The following is a 25,701-nucleotide window of genomic DNA, read 5'->3' on the forward strand; positions in this document are numbered from 1 at the left end:
CGGCCGTCGAAGGAGACCAGCCATGCCGATAGAACAGCGCGGTGTCGACACCATCCCCGAAGCGGAACGCACCAGCGGGCCCCGGGACCTCGTCTCGATCCTGCTGGGCTCCAACCTCTGCCTGGGAGTGATCGTCTTCGGCTGGCTGCCGCCGTCCTTCGGCCTCGACTTCTGGGGTTCGGTCAGCTCGGTGGTGGCGGGCACGGTGGTCGGCACGCTGTTCACGGCCCCGCTCGCGCTGGTCTCGCTGCGTACGGCGACCAACCTGTCCACGTCCTCCGGCGCCCAGTTCGGCGTGCGCGGCCGGCTGGTCGGTTCGGTGGTCGGCCTGCTGCTGGCGCTCGGCTACACGGCGCTGACGGTGTGGATCGGCGGGGACGTCATGGTGGGCGTGCTCGGCCGGCTGTTCGGGCTGCCGGACGGCGGGGCCTCCTACGCCGTGGTGTACGGGCTGCTCGCGGCGGCGACGGTGGCGGGCGCGGTCTACGGCTACCGGGTACTGCTCGCCATGTCGCGGGTGCTGGCCTTCGCCATGACGGCGCTGCTGGTGCTGGGCGTGATCGCCTACGCGCCCGACTTCACGACCGCCGCCCTTCCCGAGGCGGGCGGCTATCTGCTGGACGGGTTCTGGCCGACCTGGCTGCTGTCCGCGGTGGCCGCCGGACTGTCCGGGCCGATCGCCTTCATCACGCTGCTCGGCGACTACACCCGCTACATCTCCCCGTCCCGCTTCTCCTCCCGGCGGGTGCTGCACGCGACCTGGCTGGGGCTGATGCTGGGCCTGCTGGTGCCGCAGCTCTTCGGCACGTTCACGGCGTTCGCGGCGCGGGCCGCGCTGGACTACGCGGGACCGCTGGTCGACGCCGCGCCGGGCTGGTACCTGGTGCCGCTGCTGCTGGCGGCCTCGGCCGGGTCGGTGGGCAACGCGGGTCTGATGCTGTACTCGATGGGCCTGGACCTGGACGCCATCCTGCCGCGCGCCTCCCGCGCCCGGGCCACGTACACGGTCGCCGTCGTCGCCACGGTCTGCGTCTTCGTCGGGCACTACGCGTGGGACGCGCAGTCGGCGATGACGTCCTTCGTGCTGCTGCTGACGGCCATCGGCACCCCGTGGGCGGTCATCACCCTCATCGGCTACGTCCGGTGCGGCGGGGAGTACGACGCCGACGCCCTCCAGGTCTTCAACCGGCGGGCGCGGGGCGGCGTCTACTGGTACCGCGGCGGCTGGAACGTCTCCGCGACCGCGGCCTGGGCGGCGGGCGCCCTCGTCGGTGTCCTCGCGGTGGCCCTGCCGTCGTACGAGGGCCCGCTGCTGCCCCTGACCGGCGGGGTGGACTGCAGCTTCCTGCTGTCGGGCCTGGTCGGCGGGGCGGTGTACCTGCTCTCGGCCCCGGCCCCCGCCACGGCGACACACCTCGCCCCGGAGCCGGCCGACCCCGCCTCCCGCCCGACCGAGCCGAGCAGCGACCGCGCCTAGCCCCCGCGCGAGGGCCCGGGGGCGGAGTCCCCGGCAAGGCCCGTTTCCCGCCCGACCGGTTCGGCCGGAGGGTGCGCGAAGACGGCCCGGGGCGGAGCCCCCGGTGGGGTCCGCCCCGGTGCCGGGGCGTCAGGCCAGGCGGTGCATCCAGCCGTGCTTGTCCTCGGCCGTCCCCCGCTGAATGTCCAGCAGCGCGTCCCGCAGCCGCTGCGTGACCTCACCGGTCTCCCCGCCGCTCTGCTGCCACTCGGCCCCGGCCCGCTTCACCGTGCCGACAGGCGTGATCACGGCCGCGGTGCCGCAGGCGAACACCTCGGTGAGGGACCCGTTCTCCGAGTCCCGCTGCCACTGGTCCACCGAGACGCGGCCCTCCTCGGCCTCGTACCCGAGGTCGCGGGCGACGGTGAGCAGGGAGTCACGGGTGACGCCCTCCAGGATGGAACCGGTGAGGGAGGGCGTGATGATCTTGTTGCCGTACACGAAGTACAGGTTCATGCCGCCGAGCTCCTCGACCCACTTGCGCTCCAGCGCGTCGAGGTAGCAGACCTGGTCGCACCCCTTGGCCGCGGCCTCGGCCTGCGCCAGCAGGGACGCCGCGTAGTTGCCGCCGGTCTTGGCGTCGCCCATGCCGCCCGGGACGGCGCGGACGCGGTCCTCGGAGACCCAGATGGAGACCGGCTTGAGGCCGCCCGGGAAGTAGGCGCCGGCCGGGGAGGCGATGACGATGAAGAGGTACTCGTTGGCCGGCTTCACGCCGAGCCCGACCTCGGTGGCGATCATGAACGGACGCAGGTAGAGGGACTCCTCACCACCGTGCGGCGGAACCCAGTCCTGGTCCTGCCGCACCAGCGCGTCGCACGCCTCGACGAAGGTCTCCACCGGCAGCTCCGGCATCCCGAGCCGGCGCGAGGAGGCCTGGAAGCGCTGGGCGTTCTTGTCCGGGCGGAAGGTGGCGACGGTGCCGTCGGGCCGACGGTAGGCCTTCAGCCCCTCGAAGATCTCCTGCGCGTAGTGCAGGACCATGGTGGCCGGGTCGATGGAGAGCGGGGCGTAGGGAACGAGCTGGCCGTCGTGCCAGCCGCGCCCCTCCGTCCACTTGATCGTCACCATGTGATCGGTGAAGTGGCGGCCGAACCCCGGGTTGGCCAGGATCGCCGTCCGCTCGGCGTCGGAGAGCGGGTGGGCGGAAGGCTTGAGCTCGATCGTGGGCGTCGTCATGGGTTGATGTCCTTCACCGGTTCGGTTGTGACGGGCCGCGGTCACGCCCGTACGGCCGGTGGCCGGTGCTAGGACGTCCGAGCATTCCCTCATGTCGCGGCTTCGCGTCCGATTATCGCTCGCGGCCGGCGACGGATGAAACGGGGTGAATGCGGCCCAGGGTTCGATGGTCGCACCTGGCGGACGCAGGAGAAAGCCGCCGGGTGCCTTGTTTTTCGGACCCGGCGGCTTCGAAAGGTTGGATATTCGAGCGGCGGCCGGTCAGCCCGCTACTCGTACGGCGAGCGCGTCGCCGATCTCGGAGGTGCTGCGGGCGGGCTTGCCGACGCGCTCGCCGAGGTCGGCGGCGACGGCTTCCTCGATCCGGGCCGCCTCGGCGTCGTGGCCGAGGTGGCGCAGCAGCAGGGCGACGGAGAGCACCGTGGCGGTGGGGTCCGCCTTGCCCTGGCCGGCGATGTCGGGCGCGGAACCGTGCACCGGCTCGAACATCGAGGGGAACTCGCCGGACGGGTTGATGTTCCCGCTCGCGGCGACGCCGATGCCGCCGGAGACGGCCGCGGCGAGGTCGGTGATGATGTCGCCGAAGAGGTTGTCGGTGACGATCACGTCGAAGCGCTCGGGCTGCGTGACGAGGTAGATCGTCGCCGCGTCCACGTGCATGTACTCGGTGGTGACCTCGGGGAACTCCGCGGCCACCTTGTCGAAGACGTTCGTCCACAGGTGGCCCGCGAAGGTCAGCACGTTGTTCTTGTGGATCAGCGCGAGCTTCTTGCGCGGACGGGCCTGGGCACGGGCGAAGGCGTCGCGGACGACGCGCTCGACCCCGTAGGCCGTGTTGACGGACACCTCGGTGGCGACCTCGTGCTCGGTGCCCTTGCGGATGGTGCCGCCGTTGCCGGTGTACGGGCCCTCGGTGCCCTCGCGGACCACGACGAAGTCGATCTCCGGCTGGCCGGCGAGCGGGGTGGCGACGCCCGGCAGCAGCTTCGACGGACGCAGGTTCACGTGGTGGTCGAAGGCGAAGCGGAGCTTGAGCAGGAAGCCGCGCTCCAGCACGCCGGAGGGGACCGACGGGTCGCCGATGGCGCCGAGCAGGATGGCGTCGTGCGCCTTGAGGGCGTCGAGGTCGGCGTCGGTGAGGGTCTCACCGGTGGCGTGGTAGCGCCGCGCGCCGAAGTCGTACTCCTTGGTCTCCAGCTTCACATCCTGCGGAAGGACGGCGGAGAGGACCTTGAGACCCTCGGCCACGACCTCCTGGCCGATGCCGTCACCGGGGATCACTGCGAGATTGAGGATGCGAGAGCTTGCCGACATGCGCAGCACACTACCTTTCGTCCCACGGGATGACATGCGGTGTCCGTCATACGGACACCGCACGGGCGTCCCGCGCCGGTCTCAGTGACCGGTGGAGCCGCCGTTGTCCCGGCGGTCGAGGGCGCGCTGGAGAGCGGCGGCGGCGTTCTTGCGGTCGGAGTCGCTCGTGCGGGAGATGTGGCGGACTCGGCGGCGGACGGTCGTCTCGGCCATGGGGAATCGACTCCTTCGACACGGATGCGGAGTGCGGAGAGGGGTTACGAGACGCCGGGGGCGGGGAGTCACGTGCCGCAGGGGTTGCCTGCACGGGGCACGGCTCACGACCGCCATTCGCTTGATCGAGCGAGACGTTCGGCTTGTTCCAAGCTAAGGGAGCGCGGACCGTCTGTCTGCATCATTACTCGGACTTCCTACTATCTGAGACGGTGCCGTCGGTCACACGCTCCTGAGCTGGGCGTATACCTACAGGACGTCGCCGTCGCGCCAGTCGAAGAGGAGTTCGCCGCCGTCGGCGCCGGCCGCCCCGGCGGAGGCGGGCCACACATAGGTGGAGCCCTCCTCCTCGGCGAGCCGGACCACGCCGTCGGGACCGAGCGCGTGGATCCGCCCGCCCCAGACGTGCCAGCCGCGGGCCGTGTAGAGCAGGGCGCCGTCGTCGCTCGCGGAGAGCGCGCCGAGGTCGTAGGCGCGGGTCACGATCTCCTCCAGGGCGCCCATGACCAGGCCGCCGAGCCCGGTGCGCCGCACGTCCCGGCGCACCGCGACCGCCTCGACGTAGCCGGTGCGCAGCCAGCGTCCGCGCAGCCTCACCCGCCGCATGACGAGCGAGCCGTGCGCGGCGATCCCGTGCTCGTCGTGGACGAGGGCGTGCACGCCGCCGAGCGCGTGGTCCCAGTCGTCGTCGCCGAAGTCGCCGTCGAAGGCGTCGTGCAACAGGGCGCGGACGGCGCTCAGTTCGTGGGCGGTGAGGTCGGCCGTGTGGGCGGTGCGGACGCGGTGGGTCATGGGAGCCATTGTGGCGGCCCGGCCGCTTCCGGGTACGCGAACGGGCCAGGTCCGCAGACCTGGCCCGTCCGGTGCGCCGCGTGTCAGCCCATGTGCGGGTAGCCGTAGTCGGTCGGGGCGACCAGCGTCTCCTTGATGGCGCGGGTCAGCGTCCAGCGCATCAGGTTCTGCGGGGCGCCGGCCTTGTCGTTGGTGCCGGAGGCACGGCCGCCGCCGAAGGGCTGCTGGCCGACGACGGCGCCGGTCGACTTGTCGTTGATGTAGAAGTTGCCGGCCGCGTAGCGCAGCTTCTCCATCGTGTACGCCGCCGCGGCGCGGTCGTTGGCGATGACCGAGCCGGTGAGGGCATAGTCGGACACCGACTCCATCTGGGTCAGCATCTCGTCGTACTTGTCGTCCTCGTAGACGTGCACGGCGAGGATCGGGCCGAAGTACTCGGTGCGGAAGACCTCGTTCTCCGGGTCGGTGCACTCGATGACGGTCGGGCGGACGAAGTAGCCGACCGAGTCGTCGTAGGAGCCGCCCGCGACGATCGTGCAGGCGTCGTCCTCCTTGGCCCGGTCGATGGCGGCCTTGTTCTTGGCGAACGACCGCTCGTCGATGACGGCGCCGATGAAGTTCGACAGGTCGGTGACGTCACCCATGGTGAGTCCGTCGATCTCGGCGGCGAACTCCTCCTTGAAGCCGTCGTTCCAGATCGACGCCGGGACGTAGGCGCGGGAGGTGGCGCTGCACTTCTGGCCCTGGTACTCGAAGGCACCGCGGGTCAGGGCGGTCTTCAGCACGGCGCGGTCGGCGCTCGGGTGGGCGACCAGGAAGTCCTTGCCGCCGGTCTCGCCGACCAGACGCGGGTACGTGCGGTACTTCTCGATGTTGTTGCCGACCGTCTTCCACAGGTGCTGGAAGGTCTTGGTCGAGCCGGTGAAGTGGATGCCGGCGAGGTCGCGGTGGTTCAGGGCGACCTCGGAGACCTCCAGGCCGTCGCCGGTGACCAGGTTGATGACGCCCTTGGGCAGACCGGCCTCCTCCAGCAGCTCCATGAGCAGCACGGCGGCGTGGGTCTGGGTCGGGGACGGCTTCCAGACCACCACGTTGCCCATCAGGGCCGGGGCGGTGGGCAGGTTGGCCGCGATCGCGCTGAAGTTGAACGGCGTGATCGCGTAGACGAAGCCCTCCAGCGGGCGGTGGTCCAGGCGGTTCCACACGCCCGGCGAGTTGGCCGGGGGCTGCTCGGCGAGGATGTTCCGCGCGTAGTGGACGTTGAAGCGCCAGAAGTCGACCAGCTCACAGGGGCTGTCGATCTCGGCCTGCTGGGCCGTCTTGGACTGGCCGAGCATGGTGGAGGCGGCGATGGTCTCGCGCCACGGGCCGGCCAGCAGCTCGGCGGCGCGCAGGATGATCGCCGCGCGGTCGTCGAAGGACATCGCGCGCCACGCGGGGGCGGCGGCCAGGGCGGCGTCGATCGCGTCCTGGGCGTCCGCCTGCGTGGCGTTGGCGTAGGTGCCCAGGCGCGCCTTGTGGTTGTGCGGCTGCACGACGTCGAAGCGCTCGCCGCCGCCCATCCGCTTCACGCCGCCGATGGTGCAGGGCAGGTCGATCGGGTTGTCGGCCAGCTCCTTGAGCTTGGCCTCCAGCCGGGCGCGCTCGGGCGAGCCGGGGGCGTAGCCGTGCACCGGCTCGTTGACGGGGGTGGGGACCTGGGTCACAGCGTCCATGGGTTCCGGGACTCCTTGACTTGAGCGGTTTCGAGCTGTGGTGCGGGCTCAGCCCGTGGTACTCAGCCCTTGCTGACCATCGAGCGGAGGAAGAAGCGCAGGTTCGCCGGCTTCTCCGCCAGACGGCGCATGAAGTAGCCGTACCAGTCGGTGCCGTAGGCGGTGTAGACGCGCATGCGGTGGCCCTCGGAGGCCAGCCGCACGTGCTCGTCGCTCCGGATGCCGTACAGCATCTGGAACTCGTACTCGTCGAGCTTGCGCCCGGCGGACCGGGCCAGCTCCTGGGTGATGGAGATGAGGCGGGGGTCGTGGGACCCGATCATCGGGTAGCCCTCGCCCTCCATCAGCGTGCGCAGGATGCGGACGTACGCCTTGTCGATCTCGTGCTTCTGCTGGTAGGCGACTTCTGCGGGCTCCTTGTAGGCGCCCTTCACCAACCGTACGCGACTGCCGCTGTCGGCGAGGCGGCGCGCGTCGGCCTCGGTGCGGAAGAGGTACGCCTGGATGACGCAGCCGGTCTGCGGGAAGTCCTTGCGGAGCTCCTCGTGGATGGCGAACATCGAGTCGAGGGTGGTGTGGTCCTCGGCGTCCAGCGTGACCGTGGTGCCGATGGCGGCGGCCGCCTCGACGACCGGGCGGACGTTCTTCAGGGCCAGCTCGTGGCCGCCGTCCAGCGCCTGGCCGAACATCGACAGCTTCACGGACATCTCGGCGCGGGTGCCGAGCTCCAGCGGGCCGAGCCTCTCGATCAGCTCCAGGTAGGCGTCGCGGGCGGCCTCGGCCTGCGCGGGGTTCGTGATGTCCTCGCCGACGACGTCCATCGTCAGCTCCAGGCCCTGGCCGGTGAGGTCCTGGATGATCGGCACGATCTCGTCGACCGTCTCGCCGGGGATGAACCGGTCGACGACCGGCTTGGTCACCGGCGCGGCCGAGACCAGACGTCGCATCCTGTCGCTGCGCGACGCGGCGAGAATCACGGGACCCAGCACGGGGCACCTCCACTTACCAAGCAACACAAGGCCGATACCCGACGATTCGGGAACGGCACGGAGAACCACCGTGAAATCTAGGGACATCCCCGATCGTCGGCCATCGACACCTGTCACGCATCCGTGCCGGGGATCTCAGACAGATGTATGAAGGGCGCGCTCAAATGCGGCAGAATGCCCGGGTGACGTCCGATTCCCAAGGATCCAGAGGTCCCGGAGGCTCCCGCGGTGACTACCAGGAGCTGGTCGACGAGATCTCCGAGCTGCTGGGCGCGCCCGCCACGCTGGAGAACCGCGACTTCGAACTGATCGCCTTCGGCGCGTACGACAGCGAGGGCGACCTCGACCCCTCGGCACTGGACCCGGTGCGCACCCGCTCGATCCTGACCCGCAGGTCGACGGCGGCCGTCCGGGCGTGGTTCGAGGGCTTCGGCATCACCCGAGCGAAGGGCCCGGTACGCATTCCGCCGACCCCGGAGGCGGGGGTGTACCGGGGACGGATCTGCCTGCCGGTGCGGCACCGGGGTGTCGTCCTCGGGTACGTCTGGCTGCTGGACACCGACCCGGGCCCCACGGAGCGGCGGCTCGCGGCGGCGATGGACGTCACGGTCCGGATCGGCGCGCTGCTCGCGGACGAGGCGCAGCACGGCGCGGATCTCAGCCGGGAGCTGCGGGCCGTGCTGACCGCCGAGCGCGACTGGCAGCGCGACATGGCCGTGGCCGAACTGCGCACCGCCCTCGGCTCCCGCGCGGACACCCCGCACACGGTGGTGTGCGTGGCCCCGTGGCCGTCCGCCTCCCCGGACGACGCCCCGTCGGTGCGTACGGTCCCGGGGGCGACGGCGCTGTGCACGGTGCCGTGGGACCGGGGCGCCGCCGGCGTCTTCGGCACGGTGGGGCCGGTACCGCAGTCGGTGGCGCTGCTGGTGCGGCTGCGCTCGGCGGAGGCGCCGGCCACGGCGGCCTCGGCGGCGGGGCGGCTGCTGGAGCGGGCGCGGGCCATGGCGGGAGCCGGCGCGGCGGCCGAGGTCGCGGCCGGCATCTCGGCTCCGCGCACCGGGCTCGCCGAGCTGACGGACGCCTGGTGGGAGGCGTCGGCGGCGGCCCGCGCGGCGCTCGCCGAGCCGCGGCTGGGTCCGGTGGCCGAGTGGGCGTCCATCGGTCCGTACCGTCTGCTGACCGCGCTGCCCCCGCGCACCGCCCGCGACTCCGTCGTACGGTCGCTGCTCTCCCCCGCGCACCACGAGCTGGCCCGCACCGCCGAGGTGTACCTCGACCGCGCGGGGCAGGCCGGCCGGGCCGCGGCGGAGCTGGGCATCCACCGGCAGACCTTGTACTACCGCCTCTCGCGGGTCGAGCAGCTCACCGGCCTGGACCTGGACGACGGCGAGGACCGGCTGCTGCTGCACATGGCGCTCAAGGCGCACCGCCTGTAGCGCCGCGGCCGTCCGGCGCGGTCCCCGGGCGCGCTCTTCGGGCCGAGGGCGCGCCCGGGCAAGGAAAAACGCCGGACGGGCTGAGCGAGTCAGCCCGTCCGGCGTGCGAGGAGCGCGGCCCGTTCAGGGCCGCGGCGGGGCCGGGACCCCGGGGACCGTCACCTCAGACGAGGTTGACCGACCGCGCGGACGTCGCGCCGATCTCCGAGGCGACCTCGGACAGCACGGCCGGGGGCACCGTGTCGTCGACGGTCAGCACGGCGAGGGCCTCGCCGCCGACCGTCGCACGGGCGACCTGCATGCCGGCGATGTTCAGGCCCGCCTCGCCGATGATCCGGCCGACGGTGCCGACGACGCCCGGACGGTCCTCGTAGCGCAGCACCACCATGTGGTCGGCGAGGGCCAGGTCGACGTCGTAGTCGCCGACGGCGACGATCTTCTGGACGTGCTTCGGGCCGGCCAGCGTGCCGGAGACCGACACCTCCTGGCCGCCCGCCAGCGTGCCGCGCACGGTGACGACGTTGCGGTGCTCGGCCGACTCGGAGCTGGTCGTCAGCCGGACCTCGACACCGCGCTCCTGGGCGAACAGCGGCGCGTTGACGTAGGAGACGGTCTCCTCGACGACGTCCTCGAAGACGCCCTTGAGGGCGGAGAGCTCCAGGACCTTCACGTCGTGCTGGGTGATCTCGCCGTAGACCTCGACGTCGAGGCGGACGGCGACCTCGCCGGCCAGCGCGGTGAAGATCCGGCCGAGGCGCTCGGCGAGCGGCAGACCGGGCTTCACGTCCTCGGCGATGACACCGCCCTGGACGTTGACCGCGTCGGGGACCAGCTCACCGGCGAGGGCGAGGCGCACGGACCGGGCGACGGCGATACCGGCCTTCTCCTGGGCCTCGTCGGTGGAGGCGCCGAGGTGCGGGGTGCACACGACCTGGTCGAACTCGAACAGCGGCGAGTCGGTGCAGGGCTCCTTGGCGTACACGTCCAGGCCGGCGCCGGCGACGCGGCCCTCCTTCAGCGCCGAGTACAGCGCCTGCTCGTCGACGATGCCGCCGCGCGCGGCGTTGACGATGCGGACGCTCGGCTTGACCTTGCGCAGCGCCTCGTCGCCGATCAGACCGATGGTCTCGGGGGTCTTCGGCAGGTGGACGGTGATGAAGTCGGAGACCGCGAGCAGCTCGTCCAGCGACAGCACCTTGACGCCCATCTGCGCGGCCCGCGCGGGCTGCACGTAGGGGTCGTAGGCGACGACCTTCATGCCGAAGGCCGACATGCGCTGCGCGACCAGGGCACCGATGCGGCCGAGGCCGACGACGCCGAGGGTCTTCTCGGCCAGCTCGACACCGGTGTACTTGCTGCGCTTCCACTCGCCGTTCTTCAGCGCCGCGTTCGCCTGCGGGATGTTGCGGGCGGTGGCGATGAGCAGGCCGCAGGCCAGCTCGGCGGCGGTCACGATGTTGGAGGTCGGGGCGTTGACGACCATCACGCCGGCCTTGGTGGCGGCGGAGACGTCGACGTTGTCCAGGCCGACGCCGGCTCGTGCGACGACCTTGAGCTTCCTGGCGGCGGCGACGGCCTCGGCGTCGACCTTGGTCGCGGAGCGGACCAGGATCGCGTCCACGTCCGCGATGGCGGGGAGCAGTTCGGCCCGGTCCGCGCCGTTGCAGTGGCGGATCTCGAAGTCGGGGCCAAGCGCGTCCACGGTGGCGGGCGACAGCTCTTCAGCGATGAGTACGACGGGTTTCGAGCTCACGTGAGTCCTCACAAGTCCAATGCGGACGGCCGTCCCGACGGCCGCAGGCGGTGGAGGGTTGAGTGGCCGCGTGGAAGACGCACGACGCTGTGAGCCTGACGCGTATGTTGTGCAGCAGTCTAGTGGCGTGGCGGAGGTCGTCCTGCGCCTCTGCGGAAGGATCACCCGTCCGGGGTGGACGGGTTGGACAACGCCGTACCCACGACGTTACCCCGGGTTCGCCGAAGGGGCCGGGGCGGAGTGCCCCGGCCCCTTCGCGCGGGCGGCTTACGCCTCCTCGTCGACCCAGCTCATGAGCTTGCGCAGCTCCTTGCCGGTGGTCTCCAGAAGGTGCTCGGAGTCCTGCTTCTTGTACTCGTCGTACTTCTTCAGGCCGCCGTGGTACTCGTCCATCCAGTTCTTGGCGAACGTGCCGTCCTGGATCTCGGCGAGGACCTTCTTCATCTCGGCCTTGGTGGCGTCGGTGATGATCCGCGGGCCGGTGACGTAGTCGCCCCACTCGGCGGTCTCGGAGATCGACCAGCGCATCTTCTCCAGGCCGCCCTCGTACATGAGGTCCACGATCAGCTTCAGCTCGTGCAGGCACTCGAAGTAGGCGATCTCCGGCTGGTAGCCCGCCTCGGTCAGCGTCTCGAAGCCCGCCTTGACCAGGGCCGCGGTGCCACCGCACAGGACGGCCTGCTCACCGAACAGGTCGGTCTCGGTCTCCTCGGTGAAGGTGGTCTTGATGACGCCGGCGCGGGTGCCGCCGATGCCCTTCGCGTACGACAGGGCCAGCGCGAAGGCGCTGCCCGTCGCGTCCTGCTCGACGGCCGCGATGCAGGGAACGCCGCGGCCCTCCTCGTACTGGCGGCGCACCAGGTGGCCCGGGCCCTTGGGGGCGACCATGCAGACGTCCACGCCGGCCGGGGGCTTGATGAAGCCGAAGCGGATGTTGAAGCCGTGGCCGAAGAACAGCGCGTCGCCGTCCTTCAGGTTGCCGGCGATGTGCTCCTCGTAGACCTGGGCCTGGATCGGGTCCGGGACGAGGATCATGATGACGTCGGCCTCGGCGGCGGCCTCGGACGGGCTCACCACGCGCAGGCCCTGCTCCTCGGCCTTGGCCTTGGACTTGGAGCCCTCGTGCAGACCGACGCGCACGTCGACGCCGGAGTCGCGCAGCGACAGGGCGTGGGCGTGGCCCTGGCTGCCGTACCCGATGACCGCGACCTTGCGGCCCTGGATGATGGACAGGTCGGCGTCGGCGTCGTAGAACAGCTCGGCCACTGGGTTCTCTCCTTGTGTGCAGGTGTTGCGTCCCACCGTATGCCGGTGGGGGGAAGGGAAGTCTCGGGGTCTCGGAATGCGGGCGGCCGGGATGTCGGACGGCCGCCCGCATTCCGTCGTTACGCGGAGCGGTCGAGGGCGCGCAGCGAGCGGTCCGTGATCGAACGGGCGCCGCGGCCGATGGCGATGGTGCCGGACTGGACCAGCTCCTTGATGCCGTACGGTTCCAGCATCCTGAGCATGGCGGACAGCTTGTCGCTGCTGCCGGTGGCCTCGATCGTGACGGCCTCCGGGGAGACGTCGACGGTCTTGGCCCGGAAGAGCTGGACGATCTCGACGATCTGGGAGCGCGTCTCGTTGTCGGAGCGCACCTTCACCAGAACGAGTTCGCGCTGAACGGCCTGCGCGGGCTCCAGCTCGACGATCTTGAGCACGTTGACCAGCTTGTTGAGCTGCTTGGTCACCTGCTCCAGCGGGAACTCCTCGACGCTCACCACGATGGTGATGCGGGAGATGTCGGGGTGCTCGGTGACGCCGACGGCCAGCGAGTCGATGTTGAAGCCGCGGCGGGAGAAGAGGGCGGCGATCCGGGCGAGGATGCCGGGCGTGTTCTCCACCAGGACGGAGAGCGTGTGCTTGGACATGGTCTCTTGGGTCTTCCTCGCTCAGTCGTCTTCGTTGTCGCCGAAGTCGGGGCGGACGTCCCGGGCGGCCATGATCTCGTCGTTGGAGGTACCGGCGGCGACCATCGGCCACACCATGGCGTCCTCGTGGACGATGAAGTCGATGACGACGGGCCGGTCGTTGACGGAGTTCGCCTCTTCGATGACCTTGTCGAGGTCGGCGGGGTCCTCGCAGCGGATGGCGTAGCAGCCCATGGCCTCCGACAGCTTCACGAAGTCGGGGACGCGGGTGCCGCGGGCGTCCGGGTTGACGTCGTCGGGGCCGGAGTGCAGCACCGTGTTGGAGTACCGCTGGTTGTAGAACAGGGTCTGCCACTGGCGGACCATCCCGAGGGCGCCGTTGTTGATGACGGCGACCTTGATCGGGATGTTGTTCAGGGCGCAGGTGGTCAGTTCCTGGTTGGTCATCTGGAAGCAGCCGTCGCCGTCGATGGCCCAGACGGTCCGGTCGGGCATGCCGGCCTTGGCGCCCATGGCGGCCGGGACGGCGTAGCCCATCGTCCCGGCGCCGCCGGAGTTCAGCCAGGTGGCGGGCTGCTCGTACTGGACGAAGTGCGCGGCCCACATCTGGTGCTGGCCGACACCCGCGGCGAAGATCGTGCCCTCGGGCGCCAGTTGCCCGATGCGCTCGATGACCGCCTGCGGGGACAGCGAGCCGTCGCCGGGCTGGTCGTAGCCGAGGGGGTAGGTGTCGCGCCAGCGGCTGAGGTCCTTCCACCAGGCGGTGTAGTCGCCCCGGTTGCCCTCGCCGTGCTCCTTCTGGACGGCCTGCACGAGGTCGGCGATGACCTCGCGGGCGTCGCCGACGATGGGCACGTCGGCGGGGCGGTTCTTGCCGATCTCGGCCGGGTCGATGTCGGCGTGGACGATCTTGGCGTACGGGGCGAAGCTGTCCAGCCTGCCGGTGACGCGGTCGTCGAAGCGGGCTCCGAGGGCGACGATCAGGTCGGCCTTCTGCAGCGCGGTGACGGCGGTGACCGCACCGTGCATGCCCGGCATTCCCACGTGCAGCGGGTGGCTGTCGGGGAACGCGCCGAGCGCCATCAGGGTGGTGGTGACGGGCGCTCCGGTGAGTTCGGCGAGGACCTTCAGCTCGGCGGTGGCCCGCGCCTTGAGGACGCCGCCGCCGACGTAGAGCACGGGGCGCTTCGCGGCGCTGATGAGCTTGGCGGCCTCGCGGATCTGCTTGGCGTGCGGCTTGGTGACCGGGCGGTAGCCGGGCAGGTCCATGACGGGCGGCCAGGAGAAGGTGGTCTTCTTCTGCAGCGCGTCCTTGGCGATGTCGACCAGGACCGGGCCGGGGCGGCCGGTGGAGGCGATGTGGAACGCCTCCGCGATCACCCGGGGGATGTCCTCGGCCTTGGTCACGAGGAAGTTGTGCTTGGTGACCGGCATGGTGATGCCGACGATGTCCGCCTCCTGGAAGGCGTCCGTGCCGATCGAGGAGGACGCGACCTGGCCGGTGATGGCGACGAGCGGCACGGAGTCCATGTGCGCGTCGGCGATCGGGGTGACCAGGTTGGTGGCGCCGGGGCCGGAGGTCGCCATGCAGACGCCCACCTTGCCGGTGGCCTGCGCGTAGCCGGTGGCCGCGTGGCCGGCGCCCTGCTCGTGGCGGACCAGGACGTGGCGCACCCTGGTGGAGTCCATCAGCGGGTCGTACGCCGGAAGGATCGCACCGCCGGGAATGCCGAATACGGTGTCGGCGCCGACCTCCTCGAGAGAGCGAATGAGGGACTGCGCACCCGTGACGTGCTCGGGGGCGGACTGTCCTCCGGATCGGGGCCGCGGCTGCGGGTGGGCCCCGGTGGCCTGCTCGGTCATCGGCATTCTCTTCTCGATGCTGAGGGTTTTTGCGAGGATTGGGCGATCTGGGCTTGTCGCTCGGCAGGTGCCTGTGCAACAAAAAACCCCTCGTGCCAGAAGGCAAGCGAGGGGAGCGCGCCGGGTGTGGGTCGCTGGGAGGTCCGGGTCGGTCCGGATGTCACCAGCTTCAGCCGACGCGCTTTCCAAGTACGAGAATTCGGGTGCGCATGGCATTGACCCTCCACCCGGCGCGCACCCACTGTCAAGTGGGTGGGACGGGCGTCTCATTATGTGAGCGCAGGGCCGTGCCACCTCCCAGGACGGCGGGCAGCCCGGAGGCCAGACCGACGCCGTACACGCCCGCGCCGCCGCCCACGAAGGCCGGCTCGGCCGGGGCGTGCGGCACCGGGTAGTGACCGGTACCCAGCGCTCTGCGCAGCCGGTGCTCGTCCAGCGGCCCGGAGAACGCCATGCCCTGCCCATGGGTGCAGCCCATCGCGCGCAGGGCGGCGATCTGCTCGGGCAGGTCCACCCCGTCGGCCACGGAGCTGAGTCCGAGGTCGGTGGCGATGCGCAGCAGCCCACTGGTGATCTTGTGCAGCCGCGCCGACTCGACGACGCCCTCGACCAGGCTCCGGTCGAGCTTGAGGACGTCGACGGGGAGCCGCCGCAGCGCGGTGATCGCCGCGTGGCCGTTGCCGAAGGCGTCGAGGGTGATCCGTACGCCGACCCGCCTGAGGGCGTTGAGCCGCCGCTCCAGCTCGTCCAGGCCGACCCGGGGGTCGGTGTCGGACAGCTCGATCACCAGGGAACCCGGTGGCAGCCCGTGCCGGGTCAGCAGCGCCTCCACGGAGCCGAGCGGCATGGAGCGGTCGACCAGCCGGCGGGCACCTGTGCGCACCGCGACCGGCACCGACACGCCCGCCGCCACGCGCTGCGCGGCCTGCTCGACGGCCTCCTGGAGCACCCAGCGGTCCAGCTCGGCGGTCTTGTCGCCGTCGTCGGCCACCCGCAGGAACTCCGCGGGCGTGAACAGCACGCCCTGGGACGAGCGCCAGCGGGCCTGGGCGCAGACGGACGTGATCCGGCCGTCGGTCAGCGAGACCACCGGCTGGTGCAGCAGCGTGAACTCGCCGTCGTGCAGCGCGGCCCGCAGCCTTCCGGCCAGCTCCGCCCTGCGTACGACGTCCTGCTGCATCTGCGGTCTGTACAGCTCGACGCGTCCCTTGCCGCCGGCCTTGGCGCGGTACATGGCGAGATCGGCGTTGCGCAGCAACTCCCCCGCGCCGAGGCCCGGTTCGGCGAAGGCCACGCCGATGGAGGCGTTGACGCGGACATCGTTGCCGTCGATGAGGTAGGGCTGCGAGAGGGTGCCTCTGAGGCGGTCGGCGAGCTCCAGGATGTGCCCCTCGCGCGCGGCACGGTCGCGGGAGGAGCCGTCCCCGACGATCAGGGCCGCGAACTCGTCGCCGCCCAGCCGGGCGGCGGTGTCACCCTTGCGGACGGCCTCCTGGAGTCTGCGGGCGGCCTGGACGAGCAGTTCGTCGCCCGCCTGGTGCCCGATGGTGTCGTTGACCGCCTTGAATCCGTCCAGGTCGATGAAGAGCACGGCCGTGCCCCGCAGGGCGGCGCCCCGGTCGGAGGCGCGGCGGCCGGACAGGGCCTGCTGGACGCGCCGGGTGAACAGGACGCGGTTGGGCAGGTCGGTGAGCGGGTCGTGCTCGGCGTTGTGCTGGAGCTGCGCCTGCAGGCGCACTCTCTCGGTCACGTCCCGGCTGTTGAAGATGAGGCCCCCGTGGTGCCGGTTGACGGTCGACTCGACGTTGAGCCAGCCGCCGTCGCCGGACCGGAAGCGGCACTCGATGCGCATGGTGGGCTCCTCGACGGGACTGGCCGCGAGGAAGCGGCGCACCTCGTGCACCACGCGGCCGAGGTCCTCGGGGTGGATCAGCCCGGCCAGTTCGCCGCCCACCAGTTCCTCCGCCGGACGCCCGTAGACCCCGGCGGCGGCCGGGGAGACGTAGCGCAGGACGCCGTTGGGGGCGGCGATCATGATGACGTCGCTGGAGCCCTGCACCAGGGAGCGGAAGTGGTTCTCCTTCTGGGCCAGTTCCTGGGTCAGGGTGATGTTGTCCAGCAGCATGATGCCCTGGCGCACGACGAGGGCGAGGACCACCGTGCCGCACGTCAGCAGCACGACCCGGTCGACGCTGCGGCCGTTGAGGACGTTGTAGAGGATCCCCAGGGTGCAGACCGCCGCGGCGAGGTAGGGCGTGAGCGCCGCCAGCGACCCGGCGATGGGACGGGCGGCCGGATAGCGGCCGGGCTCGTCGGTCTGCGCGGGGGCGGCGTGCGGCGGGGCGGCGGACTGCCCGCCGGTACCGGTCCGGCCGGGCACAGGTGCGTGGACCGCACGCGCGTGACCGCCGGGTCCGTCCTCGTCCCGCGGGCGCCCCTGCCGGGACGCCGCCCACGGGGCGTACGCCAGCAGCAGCGATCCGGCGAACCAGCCGGCGTCGAGCAGTTGGCCCGAGCGGTAGCCGTCGTGCAGCAGCGGCGAGGTGAACAGGGCGTCGCACAGCACCGTGAGGGCGAGTGCGCCGATGGCCGTGTTGACCGCGGTCCTGCCGACGGGTGTGCGCCGGAAGTGCAGCGCGAGCACCATGCTGACGAGCGCGATGTCCAGCAGCGGGTACGCCAGCGAGAGCGCGGCGTGCGCCACGCTGGAGGCGCCCTCGGCCTTCGCCGCCTGCGCGAGCGCCAGGCTCCACGCCAGCGTCAGCAGCGAGCCGCCGATCAGCCAGGCGTCCAGGCCGAGGCAGATCCAGCCCGCCTTCGTCACCGGCCGTTTGGCCAGCACCAGCAGTCCCACGATGGCGGGCGGCGCGAAGCACAGGAAGAACAGGTCGGCATAGCTCGGGCTGGGCACGGGCTGGCGCAGGACGACCTCGTACCACCCCCAGACCAGATTGCCGAGGGAGGCCATCGCCGAGGAGAGGCCGAACAGGAGCCAGGCCGGCCGGAAGTGGACCTGCCGCCCGCGGGCGTAGACGAAGCAGGAGACGGCGGCGGCGCCGGCCGCGGCGCTCAGTCCGAAGTCGCCCATGATCTGGGCGACGAGCTCCGACCCCCAGCCCAGCGCCGATCCGACGGCGAATCCCCCGCAGACCAGGGCCAGCACGAGCTGGCGGACGAGGGAGGGCCTGCACGCGGCGGACGGCGGCCGGGGCGGGAGCGGTCCGGGCGTCTCGGGTGTCCGCAGGGCTCCGTCGAGCGTGGGTACGGGAGACGGCGGACTCACCGGGGCCCCCCGGTCCGCGCCGGTCCGGCGTCCCGCAGGCACCGGCGTGCCGGGTGCACCTGCTTCCTGCGGGCGCTGTGTCCGCTCTGCCGACGGCCGGTACGGCCACCGCGGTGACCGTGCCGTTCCTGTCCGCGTGCGGCCGTGGGCCAGGGTCGCCGGCGGCCGCTCCGCCGTGTCGGGTCGTTCGTCCATAGGCCGTGCATCGCCCGTCGCCCCCCTCGCTGTCTGACGTGTCCGTCCCCGGCGCCGAGCGGTGCGCGGCGCGTCCCCTGTCGGACGATACACCAGTCTCGTCACTCAGGGACATAGGTTCTCTACGCTCCGTGACCACCAGGGGATATGCGAGTACCCACCGCGCCCGGGAAGTTGCGGAGGGTGCCCGAAGCGGATTATTCGCCCGTCGTCAGGATCACGTTGCGCAGCGGCTCCCGGTTCACGAACCGGCTCAACTGGTCCACCAGCAGCCGCTTGGCGCGCGGCAGGAAGGCGGACGTCGGCCCTCCGGCGTGCGGGCTGACGAGCACTCCGGGAGCCTGCCACAGGGGGTGGCCCGGCGGCAGCGGTTCGGGGTCGGTGACGTCGAGGGCGGCGGTGATGCGTCCGCTCTCCAGTTCGGCGAGCAGCGCCTTCGTGTCCACGACCGGGCCGCGCGCCACGTTGACGAGCAGGGCGCCGTCCTTCATCCGGGCGAGGAAGTCCGCGTCCACCAGGCCCCGCGTCTGCTCGGTGAGCGGTGTCGAGAGGATGACGACGTCCGACTCCCGCAGCAGGGCGGGCAGTTCGGTGAGCGGGTGCACGGGGCCGCGCGCCGTGGTGCGCGCCGAGCGCGCGACACGCGCCACCCGCGCGACCTCGAACGGTACGAGCCGGTCCTCGATCGCGGCGCCGATGGATCCGTATCCGACGATGAGCACGTTCCGGTCGGCGAGCGCCGGCCGGAACCCGCCGAGCCATTCCCCCCGGTCCTGGGCCCGCACGAAGTCGGGCACCCCGCGCAGCGACGCGAGGATCAGGGTCAGGGTCAGCTCCGCGGTGCTGGCCTCGTGCACACCGCGCGCGTTGCACAGCCGCACGCCGGCGGGCAGGTGCGCGAGGCCCGGCTCCACGTGGTCGATGCCTGCGGAGAGCGTCTGGACGACCCGCACGGAGCGCATGTGCGGCATCGGGCGTACCCCGATCCCGCTGGGCTTCATGTACGGAACGACGTAGTACGCGCAGTCGGCCGGGTCGGCGGGGAACTCCTCCTCACCGTTCCAGAAGCGGTAGACGGGGCCCTCCGGGAGCCCCTCGATCTCGTCGGGCGGGATGGGCAGCCACACGTCAGCAGTCATGCCAGGAGGCTATGTCAGGGGCGCCGAACGGCAGAGGTTAGGTTGGGTGGCCGGACGAGGGAGGGTCACGACCAGGTGGAGCGCAGGACGATCGGCGCGACGGCACTCTCGGTGGGGGCCGTCGGGCTGGGGTGCATGCCGATGAACTGGGCGTACAGCGCGTCGCGGCAGCGGGGCGACGAGTCGGCCAGGGCGGTGCACCGGGCTCTCGACCTGGGTGTCTCCCTGCTGGACACGGCGGACATGTACGGACCGTTCACCAACGAGCTGCTGCTCGGGAGGGTGTTGAAGGAGCGGCGCCCGGACGCCTTCGTGTCGACGAAGGTCGGTCTGCTGGTGGGCGATCAGCACATCGTGGCCAACGGCCGCCCCGGCTATGTGAGGCGTGCCTGCGACGCCTCGCTGCGCCGCCTGCAGACGGACGTCATCGACCTGTACCAACTGCACCGCGCCGACCCGGAGGTGCCCGTCGAGGAGACGTGGGGCGCCATGGCGGAGCTGGTGCGGGCCGGGAAGGTCCGGGCGCTCGGGCTGTGCGCGGTCGGCGCGCGGTCGGCCCGGCGGCCGGGGGCGCGGCTGCACGACGCGACGATCCGGCAACTGGAGCGGGTGCAGCAGGTGTTCCCGGTGAGCGCGGTCGAGGCCGAGCTGTCGGTGTGGTCGCCGGAGGCCCTGCGGACCCTGCTGCCGTGGTGCCGCACGCGCGGGGTCGGTTTCCTCGCCGCGATGCCGCTCGGCAACGGCTTCCTGACCGGCACGCTGACCCCCGGGCAGGGTTTCGAGCCGGAGGACCTGCGGGCCCGGCATCCCCGGTTCACCGCCGAGATGATGGCCGCCAACCAGCCGATCGTGGCCGGGCTGCGCCGGATCGCGGCCCGGCACGGCGACGACGTCACACCGGCGCAGGTGGCGCTGGCCTGGGTGCTGGCGCAGGGCCGTCACGTGGTGCCGGTGCCGGGGGCCAAGCGGGAGCGCTGGGTGACCGAGAACGCGGGGGCCGCCTCGCTGCGGCTGACCGAACGGGACCTCGCGGAGGTGCGGGCGCTGCCGGCGGCGCAGGGCTCCTGGGACTGAGGGCCCGCCGCGGGTTCCGGATCCGTTGATCGGGAACCTGGGGAGCCCGAGCGGTGTATGACAGGGAGAACCCGCCGCGTCGAAGGGACCTTGATCGTGCGACGTCGAACCGTGACGGCCGTGCTGGCCGCCGCCCTCGTACTGACGGCGGGCTGCTCCTCAGGCGACGGGGAGCCGTCGGGCTCGGAACCGAGCGCCTCCGCGAGCCGCCCGACGCCGGGATCGTCGCCCTCGGGGCCGGCGGCAGAGGAGACGGTGCCGGCCAAGGGCTCCGTGAAGGTGCTCCGCACGGTCGCCACGGGACTGAAGAGCCCCTGGGGCCTGGCCCCGCTGCCGGGCGGCGGCCTGCTGGTCTCCTCGCGCGACGAGGCGACGATCACGCGGGTCGACGAGAAGACGGGCCGGAAGACGGACGTGGGCGAGGTGCCCGGGGTGTCGGCGGCCGGCGAGGGCGGTCTCCTCGGCATCGCGCTCTCCCCCGACTACGCGTCGGACCACATGGTCTACGCGTACTTCACCTCCGCCTCGGACAACCGCATCGTGCGCATGCTGTACGACGCGAAGAAGCCGGCGGGTGAGCAGCTCGGCGCGCCGGACACGGTGTTCAAGGGCATCCCGAAGGGCGTGATCCACAACGGCGGCCGGATCGCCTTCGGGCCGGACGGCATGCTGTACGCGGGTACGGGCGAGACCGGTGAGAGGGGGCTGGCGCAGGACAAGGAGTCCCTGGCCGGCAAGATCCTGCGGCTGACCCCCGAGGGCGAGCCGGCTCCGGGCAACCCGTTCCCGGGCTCGCCGGTGTACTCGTACGGGCACCGCAATGTGCAGGGGCTGGCCTGGGACGGGAAGCAGCGGCTGTTCGCCTCGGAGTTCGGTCAGGACACCTGGGACGAGCTGAACGCGATCAAGCCGGGCGGCGACTACGGCTGGCCGAAGGCCGAGGGCAGGTCCGACGACCCGGCCTTCCAGAACCCCGTCGCCCAGTGGCACACCGACGAGGCGTCCCCCAGCGGCATCGCCTTCGCCGAGGGTTCGGTGTGGATGGCGGGCCTGCGCGGGGAGCGGCTGTGGCGCATCCCGCTCGCGGGGACCGGCGCGGCGGCCGAACCGCAGGCCTTCCTGAAGGGCGAGTACGGGCGGCTGCGCACGGTGGCCGCGGCGGGCGGCGACAGGCTGTGGCTCGTGACCAGCAACACGGACGGCCGGGGCGAGCCCGAGGACGGGGACGACCGGATCCTGGAGCTGCGGGTGCGGTAGCCGGAAACGGCCCGTACGGCTCAGCCGGCGGCGGGCCGGTCCTCGGCGGCGGCCGGCTCACCGGGCTCTTGCCCGTCGGGCTCCGGGCCGCCGTCCGGGTCCGCCTCCGCCGCGGCCCGCGCGGAGTCGTCGTCCCGCGCGGAGTCGTCGTCCCGCCCCGAGTGCGCGCCGTCCTTGGGGTGCGGCAGGTGGACGACGACCTTGCCCGAGCCGAGGTCGATCGGGCCGTGGCCGGGGTCGCCGTCGCCGACGTCCGCCCGGGTCAGCTCCAGCCGGTTCCGCTCGTCGCGGGTGTGCTTGCGACCGGGGGCGAACAGCTCCTCGAAAGCGTTGAACACGCGGCCTCCCTCGATCGGCGTCCTTCGCAGCGTATGCCTCAGCCGGCGGATTCGGGCAGGAGGGTTGCGGACGGGAACAGGGCGAGCCGGTGCGCCACCGCGGCGGCCTCGCCGCGCCCGGAGACACCGAGCTTGGCCAGGATGTTGGAGACGTGGACGCTCACGGTCTTCGGCGAGATGAACAGCTCCTCGGCTATCTGCCGGTTGGTGCGTCCTTCGGCGACCAGGCGCAGCACGTCGCGTTCCCGGCCGGTGAGGCCGAGGGCCCTGACGGGGTCCGCGGGTGCGGCGGCCGGTCCGTCGGCGTGGCCGAGGCCGACCCGGGCGCGCTGGGCGAGCCGGGCGACGGCGTCGCCGAGCGGGCGGGCGCCGAGGTGGGCGGCGACGGTGCGGGCCAGCCGGAGCAGTTCGGTGGCACGGGCGCGTTCGTCCTCGCCGCCGTCGGCGAGCAGGGCGCCGGCCAGGCGGTACCGGACGCGGGCGAGGTCGTAGGGCCGTTGCAGGCGCTCGAAGGCGGTGACCGTCTCCGACCAGGCCCGCGGAGTGTCCCGCCCGTGCGCCCGGTCGAGTTCGGCGCGCACCCACAGGTCGTGGGCGTGCCAGACGGGGGCCCCGGTGGTGAGCGTCCTGGCCGCCTTGGCGAGGCGCCGCAGGGCCTCGTCGCGGCCCTCCCGCGCGGCCGGCAGGCCACGTGCGTCGGCCTCCGCCTCGGCGGCCGCCAGCAGGAGGGGCCACCCGTAGCGCTGGGTGCCGGGCGGGAAGCCGGCCTCCAGGATCCGGCCGGCCTCGGCGCGGGCGTCGGGGAAGCGGCCCTCGGCGGCGGCGAGGCCGATGGTGAGGGCGGCCAGCGGCAGATGGTGCTGGGGCACGGGCTCGTGCGTGCCGAAGGCGGCGCGGGCGTCGGCGAGCAACCGGGCGGCGTCGGCCGTCCCGCCGCGGGCGAGGGCGACGGCGGCGCGCTTGAGGCAGGCTCCGCCGCGCGGTGCGGCACCCCGGCCGGGGGCGCCGGCGGTGATCGCGGCCTCGACCGCCTCGTCCCAGCGGCCGAGCGAGAAGAGGGACTCGGCGAGGTTGCCGAACACCCAGGCCTCGGACTCCAGCAGGCCCTTGCGGCGGGTGAGGTCGATGCCCTCGCGCATGATGCCGACGGCTTCCTCGGAGCGGCCGATGCCCTCCAGCACGGAGGGCAGGTTGACGTGGCTGCGGGCCACGAGGGAGGCCTGTCCCTGGGCCACGACGCGGTCCCTGACGTGGTACATCTCGGCGAGCCCCGCGTCGATGTGGCCCGCGTCGACCATCAGTCCGCCGAGGGTGAGCCGGGCGTTCAGCTCGATGTCGGCGGCGCCGACCATCCGCGCGTACTCCACGGCGCGCTCGGCGGCGCTCACGGCGTCGGGGCCGGGGTCGTGGAGCATCGCCCAGTTGGCGGCCATGGCCAGTACCTCGGCGTGCATCTTGGACGGCGGCAGGCCGCGCACCAGTTCCTGGGCGATGCCGAGCTCCCGCCATCCGTCGCCGCGGCCCTGGGCCTGGACGAGCAGGGAGCGCTGGGCCCAGAACCAGGCGGCGCGCTGCGGGTCGCGTCCGTTCGGCCTGGCGTCGGGGCCCGCGTCCTGCTCCTCGTCCAGCAGGCGCAGCGCGCGCTTGGTGATCTTGAGGGCGCGTTCGCGCTCCCCGCACAGCCGTCCGGCGACGGCGGCCTCGGCCATCAGGTCCAGATAGCTCAGCGGCGCGGTCTCGGGGTCGCGGCCGCAGGGCGGGTAGACCTCGGTGCAGTCGACCGGGCGCAGGGTGGCGCGCACGGCGTCCGGGACGGCGTCCCACAGTTCCATGGCCCGCTCCAGCAGGCGCAGTTGCTCGGAGTAGGCGTGGCGGCGGCGGGCCTCCACGGAGGCGTCGAGCACGGCGGGCAGGGCCTTGGCGGGGTCCTGGGCGTGGTACCAGTAGCTGGCCAGGCGCATCACGCGTTCGGCGGCGGGCACCAGCGCGGGGTCGGCGTCGAGGGCCTCGGCGTAGCGGCGGTTGAGGCGGGAGCGCTCGCCGGGCAGCAGGTCGTCGGCGACGGCCTCGCGGACCAGGGAGTGACGGAAACGGTAGCCGTCGCCGTCGGGCGCGGGCAGCAGGATGTTGGCGTTCACGGCGGCCCTCAGCGCCTCGATCAGGTCGTCCTCGGCGAGCCGGGCGACGGCGGCGATGAGCCGGTACTCGACGGTGGAGCCGCCCTCGGCGACGATCCGGGCGACCCGCTGGGCGCTCTCGGGCAGGGCCTCGACGCGGACCAGGAGCAGGTCGCGCAGGGAGTCGGTGAGGCCGGCGCGGCAGCCGCCGTGGGCGGCGACGGCCAGTTCCTCGACGAAGAAGGCGTTGCCGTCGGAGCGTTCGAAGATCTCGTCGGCCTGGCGGGGGTCGGGTTCGTGGGCGAGGATCCCGGCGAGCTGGCGGCCGACCTCCTCGCGGGTGAAGCGGCCGAGTTCGAGGCGGCGGACGGTGCGGAGCCGGTCGAGTTCGGCGAGCAGGGGGCGCAGCGGGTGCCGGCGGTGGATGTCGTCGGAGCGGTAGGTGGCGAGGACAACGAGGCGGCCGGTGCGCAGGGTGCGGAAGAGGTAGGCGATCAGGTGCCGGGTGGAGGCGTCGGCCCAGTGCAGGTCCTCCAGGACGAGGACGACGGTGTGACGGGCGGCGACGCGTTCCAGCAGCCGGGCGGTCAGCTCGAAGAGCCGGGCCATGCTCTCCTCGTCGTGCCGGCCGGGGCCGGTGTCCGTGTCGCCCAGTTCGGGCAGCAGCCGGGCCAGTTCCTCCTCCTGGCCCGCGGCGGCGGCGGCCAGTTCGGCGGGCAGTTCGCGGCGCAGGGCGCGCAGGGCGGTGGAGAAGGGGGCGAAGGGCAGCCCGTCGGCGCCGATCTCGACGCAGCCGCCGAGCGCGACGACGGCGCCCTGCCGGCGTGCGGCTGCGGCGAACTCCTCGACGAGGCGGGTCTTGCCGACGCCCGCCTCGCCGCCGAGCAGAAGTGCCTGGGGCTCTCCCCCGGTGCCGGGTGCCCCGGCGGGGTCCTCGCCGCGGGCGCGGGCGAGGGCGTCGTTCAAGGTGCCGAGCTCGCCGGCGCGGCCGACGAAGACGGGGCTGACGGACCTGTTCTCCACGGTGCCGAGCATGGCACGCGGGTCCGACGGCGGGGCACCGGTTTTCAGCAGGCGGACGGCGGCGGGGGCGGCCGGCGCCCCGGGCACGGAGAGGACGGCGGGCGACGCGGCGACGGGGAGGGAAGCCGTGCGGCCTCCCTCCCCGTTGCTCCCGTTCACGCGGCCCGGGCGAACCGGTGCCTGCGGAACCGGGACGTATGGCTCTCCTGACCGGCGGCGTCGCGGCGGGCGGCGCGGCGCGCGGCGCGCAGGGCGCGCAGGGCCTCGCGGGCCATCCGCTCCTCCTCGGCCCTGCGGATCAGTTCGGCGGTGCGGAACTGCTGGGTCTCGAACTCGAGCATGGTGTGCCCCTCGGTGAGTGCGGGTCGTGGTGTCGCTGGTCGCGATGGATCAACCTTCGTCGCCCGGGGGGGCCGGCCACATCGGGTAAGTTCCGCATCTTCCACGCCGGCCGGGGTCTTAGGGACGCGCGAGGGGGCTTAGTCGCGCGGGTGAGGGCCTTAGACGCGCGTGAGGGGTCCCGGGCCTCGGCGCGCCCCAGCCCCGGCCCCCCGGGACACCACGGTGACCCCGCGGGGGGCAGGGTCAGCACGAC

General features: G+C 72.4%; 19 protein-coding genes. 4 read left to right on the plus strand and 15 right to left on the minus strand.

What is annotated here, in order from left to right; all coding sequences use genetic code 11:
- Positions 1-22 precede the first annotated feature (22 nt).
- The gene (locus ACH499_RS20650) at positions 23-1,477 is read left to right on the plus strand and encodes a cytosine permease (RefSeq protein WP_399017413.1); all 1,455 of its coding nucleotides are present in this window, start codon (positions 23-25) and stop codon (positions 1,475-1,477) included.
- 129 nt (positions 1,478-1,606) lie between these two features.
- Here ACH499_RS20650 and ACH499_RS20655 read toward each other — a convergent pair whose 3' ends face one another.
- The 6 genes from ACH499_RS20655 to ACH499_RS20680 form a co-directional block, all read right to left on the minus strand.
- The gene (locus tag ACH499_RS20655) at positions 1,607-2,695 is read right to left on the minus strand and encodes a branched-chain amino acid aminotransferase (protein ID WP_356200677.1); all 1,089 of its coding nucleotides are present in this window, start codon (positions 2,693-2,695) and stop codon (positions 1,607-1,609) included.
- A gap of 261 nt (positions 2,696-2,956) precedes the next feature.
- Positions 2,957-4,009 carry a 3-isopropylmalate dehydrogenase gene (locus ACH499_RS20660; RefSeq protein WP_356200675.1) on the minus strand — a complete coding sequence of 351 codons (1,053 nt, stop codon included), beginning with the start codon at positions 4,007-4,009 and terminating at the stop codon, positions 2,957-2,959.
- 81 nt (positions 4,010-4,090) lie between these two features.
- Positions 4,091-4,222 (minus strand): hypothetical protein, encoded by a 132-nt coding sequence (locus ACH499_RS20665; protein ID WP_302898735.1) that lies wholly within the window; start codon positions 4,220-4,222, stop codon positions 4,091-4,093.
- A gap of 249 nt (positions 4,223-4,471) precedes the next feature.
- Entirely contained in the window at positions 4,472-5,014 is a 543-nt protein-coding gene (locus ACH499_RS20670; protein ID WP_399017416.1) for a GNAT family N-acetyltransferase, read from the minus strand.
- Between the two features lie 83 nt (positions 5,015-5,097).
- The gene (gene pruA / locus ACH499_RS20675; protein WP_356200671.1) at positions 5,098-6,729 is read right to left on the minus strand and encodes an L-glutamate gamma-semialdehyde dehydrogenase; all 1,632 of its coding nucleotides are present in this window, start codon (positions 6,727-6,729) and stop codon (positions 5,098-5,100) included.
- Positions 6,730-6,791: 62 nt separating this feature from the next.
- Entirely contained in the window at positions 6,792-7,718 is a 927-nt protein-coding gene (locus tag ACH499_RS20680; protein WP_356200669.1) for a proline dehydrogenase family protein, read from the minus strand.
- A 164-nt stretch (positions 7,719-7,882) separates the two neighbouring features.
- Here ACH499_RS20680 and ACH499_RS20685 point away from each other — a divergent pair, with 164 nt between their 5' ends.
- Positions 7,883-9,154: a PucR family transcriptional regulator gene (locus ACH499_RS20685; RefSeq protein WP_399017419.1), complete on the plus strand. Its 1,272-nt coding sequence runs from the start codon at positions 7,883-7,885 to the stop codon at positions 9,152-9,154.
- Positions 9,155-9,317: 163 nt separating this feature from the next.
- Here ACH499_RS20685 and serA read toward each other — a convergent pair whose 3' ends face one another.
- The 6 genes from serA to ACH499_RS20715 all read right to left on the minus strand — a co-directional run bounded on the left by serA (position 9,318) and on the right by ACH499_RS20715 (position 19,297).
- Complete coding sequence (gene serA, locus ACH499_RS20690) at positions 9,318-10,907, minus strand: phosphoglycerate dehydrogenase (RefSeq protein ID WP_356200665.1); 1,590 nt, start codon at positions 10,905-10,907, stop codon at positions 9,318-9,320.
- 267 nt (positions 10,908-11,174) lie between these two features.
- Positions 11,175-12,173: a ketol-acid reductoisomerase gene (gene ilvC / locus ACH499_RS20695; protein WP_356200664.1), complete on the minus strand. Its 999-nt coding sequence runs from the start codon at positions 12,171-12,173 to the stop codon at positions 11,175-11,177.
- A 119-nt stretch (positions 12,174-12,292) separates the two neighbouring features.
- A complete protein-coding gene (ilvN, locus tag ACH499_RS20700) occupies positions 12,293-12,817 on the minus strand; it encodes an acetolactate synthase small subunit (RefSeq protein ID WP_356200663.1) in 525 nt (174 codons plus the stop codon).
- A 21-nt stretch (positions 12,818-12,838) separates the two neighbouring features.
- Positions 12,839-14,680 (minus strand): acetolactate synthase large subunit, encoded by a 1,842-nt coding sequence (locus tag ACH499_RS20705; protein WP_356200662.1) that lies wholly within the window; start codon positions 14,678-14,680, stop codon positions 12,839-12,841.
- Positions 14,681-14,924: 244 nt separating this feature from the next.
- Entirely contained in the window at positions 14,925-17,963 is a 3,039-nt protein-coding gene (locus ACH499_RS20710; RefSeq protein ID WP_399017422.1) for a putative bifunctional diguanylate cyclase/phosphodiesterase, read from the minus strand.
- Positions 17,964-18,355: 392 nt separating this feature from the next.
- Complete coding sequence (locus ACH499_RS20715) at positions 18,356-19,297, minus strand: 2-hydroxyacid dehydrogenase (protein ID WP_356200659.1); 942 nt, start codon at positions 19,295-19,297, stop codon at positions 18,356-18,358.
- 75 nt (positions 19,298-19,372) lie between these two features.
- Here ACH499_RS20715 and ACH499_RS20720 point away from each other — a divergent pair, with 75 nt between their 5' ends.
- Positions 19,373-20,371, plus strand: coding sequence for an aldo/keto reductase (locus tag ACH499_RS20720; RefSeq protein WP_356200657.1), 999 nt, complete (start codon positions 19,373-19,375; stop codon positions 20,369-20,371).
- Between the two features lie 57 nt (positions 20,372-20,428).
- Complete coding sequence (locus tag ACH499_RS20725; RefSeq protein WP_399017424.1) at positions 20,429-21,628, plus strand: PQQ-dependent sugar dehydrogenase; 1,200 nt, start codon at positions 20,429-20,431, stop codon at positions 21,626-21,628.
- Positions 21,629-21,648: 20 nt separating this feature from the next.
- Here the strand turns inward: ACH499_RS20725 and ACH499_RS20730 are convergent, their stop codons facing one another.
- From ACH499_RS20730 to ACH499_RS20740, 3 genes are all read right to left on the minus strand, one after another.
- Complete coding sequence (locus ACH499_RS20730) at positions 21,649-21,966, minus strand: DUF6191 domain-containing protein (protein WP_399017426.1); 318 nt, start codon at positions 21,964-21,966, stop codon at positions 21,649-21,651.
- Positions 21,967-22,004: 38 nt separating this feature from the next.
- A complete protein-coding gene (locus tag ACH499_RS20735) occupies positions 22,005-25,118 on the minus strand; it encodes an AAA family ATPase (RefSeq protein WP_399017503.1) in 3,114 nt (1,037 codons plus the stop codon).
- 143 nt (positions 25,119-25,261) lie between these two features.
- Positions 25,262-25,447 carry a hypothetical protein gene (locus ACH499_RS20740; RefSeq protein WP_399017428.1) on the minus strand — a complete coding sequence of 62 codons (186 nt, stop codon included), beginning with the start codon at positions 25,445-25,447 and terminating at the stop codon, positions 25,262-25,264.
- Between the last annotated feature and the right edge of the window lie 254 nt (positions 25,448-25,701).

The sequence above is a fragment of the Streptomyces sp. NPDC018947 genome (genome assembly GCF_044390505.1).
GTDB lineage: Bacteria > Actinomycetota > Actinomycetes > Streptomycetales > Streptomycetaceae > Streptomyces.

Excerpts from the sequence above, each read along its gene's own strand:
- ACH499_RS20650 (WP_399017413.1), top strand. The coding sequence starts at position 23 with ATGCCGATAGAACAGCGCGGTGTCGACACCATCCCCGAAGCGGAACGC.
- ilvN (WP_356200663.1), bottom strand. The coding sequence starts at position 12,817 with ATGTCCAAGCACACGCTCTCCGTCCTGGTGGAGAACACGCCCGGCATC.
- ACH499_RS20665 (WP_302898735.1), bottom strand. The coding sequence starts at position 4,222 with ATGGCCGAGACGACCGTCCGCCGCCGAGTCCGCCACATCTCCCGCACG.
- ACH499_RS20660 (WP_356200675.1), bottom strand. The coding sequence starts at position 4,009 with ATGTCGGCAAGCTCTCGCATCCTCAATCTCGCAGTGATCCCCGGTGAC.
- ACH499_RS20740 (WP_399017428.1), bottom strand. The coding sequence starts at position 25,447 with ATGCTCGAGTTCGAGACCCAGCAGTTCCGCACCGCCGAACTGATCCGC.
- ACH499_RS20655 (WP_356200677.1), bottom strand. The coding sequence starts at position 2,695 with ATGACGACGCCCACGATCGAGCTCAAGCCTTCCGCCCACCCGCTCTCC.
- ACH499_RS20725 (WP_399017424.1), top strand. The coding sequence starts at position 20,429 with ATGACAGGGAGAACCCGCCGCGTCGAAGGGACCTTGATCGTGCGACGT.
- ACH499_RS20670 (WP_399017416.1), bottom strand. The coding sequence starts at position 5,014 with ATGACCCACCGCGTCCGCACCGCCCACACGGCCGACCTCACCGCCCAC.
- ACH499_RS20715 (WP_356200659.1), bottom strand. The coding sequence starts at position 19,297 with ATGACTGCTGACGTGTGGCTGCCCATCCCGCCCGACGAGATCGAGGGG.
- ACH499_RS20735 (WP_399017503.1), bottom strand. The coding sequence starts at position 25,118 with ATGCTCGGCACCGTGGAGAACAGGTCCGTCAGCCCCGTCTTCGTCGGC.
- pruA (WP_356200671.1), bottom strand. The coding sequence starts at position 6,729 with ATGGACGCTGTGACCCAGGTCCCCACCCCCGTCAACGAGCCGGTGCAC.
- ACH499_RS20705 (WP_356200662.1), bottom strand. The coding sequence starts at position 14,680 with ATGACCGAGCAGGCCACCGGGGCCCACCCGCAGCCGCGGCCCCGATCC.
- ACH499_RS20685 (WP_399017419.1), top strand. The coding sequence starts at position 7,883 with ATGCGGCAGAATGCCCGGGTGACGTCCGATTCCCAAGGATCCAGAGGT.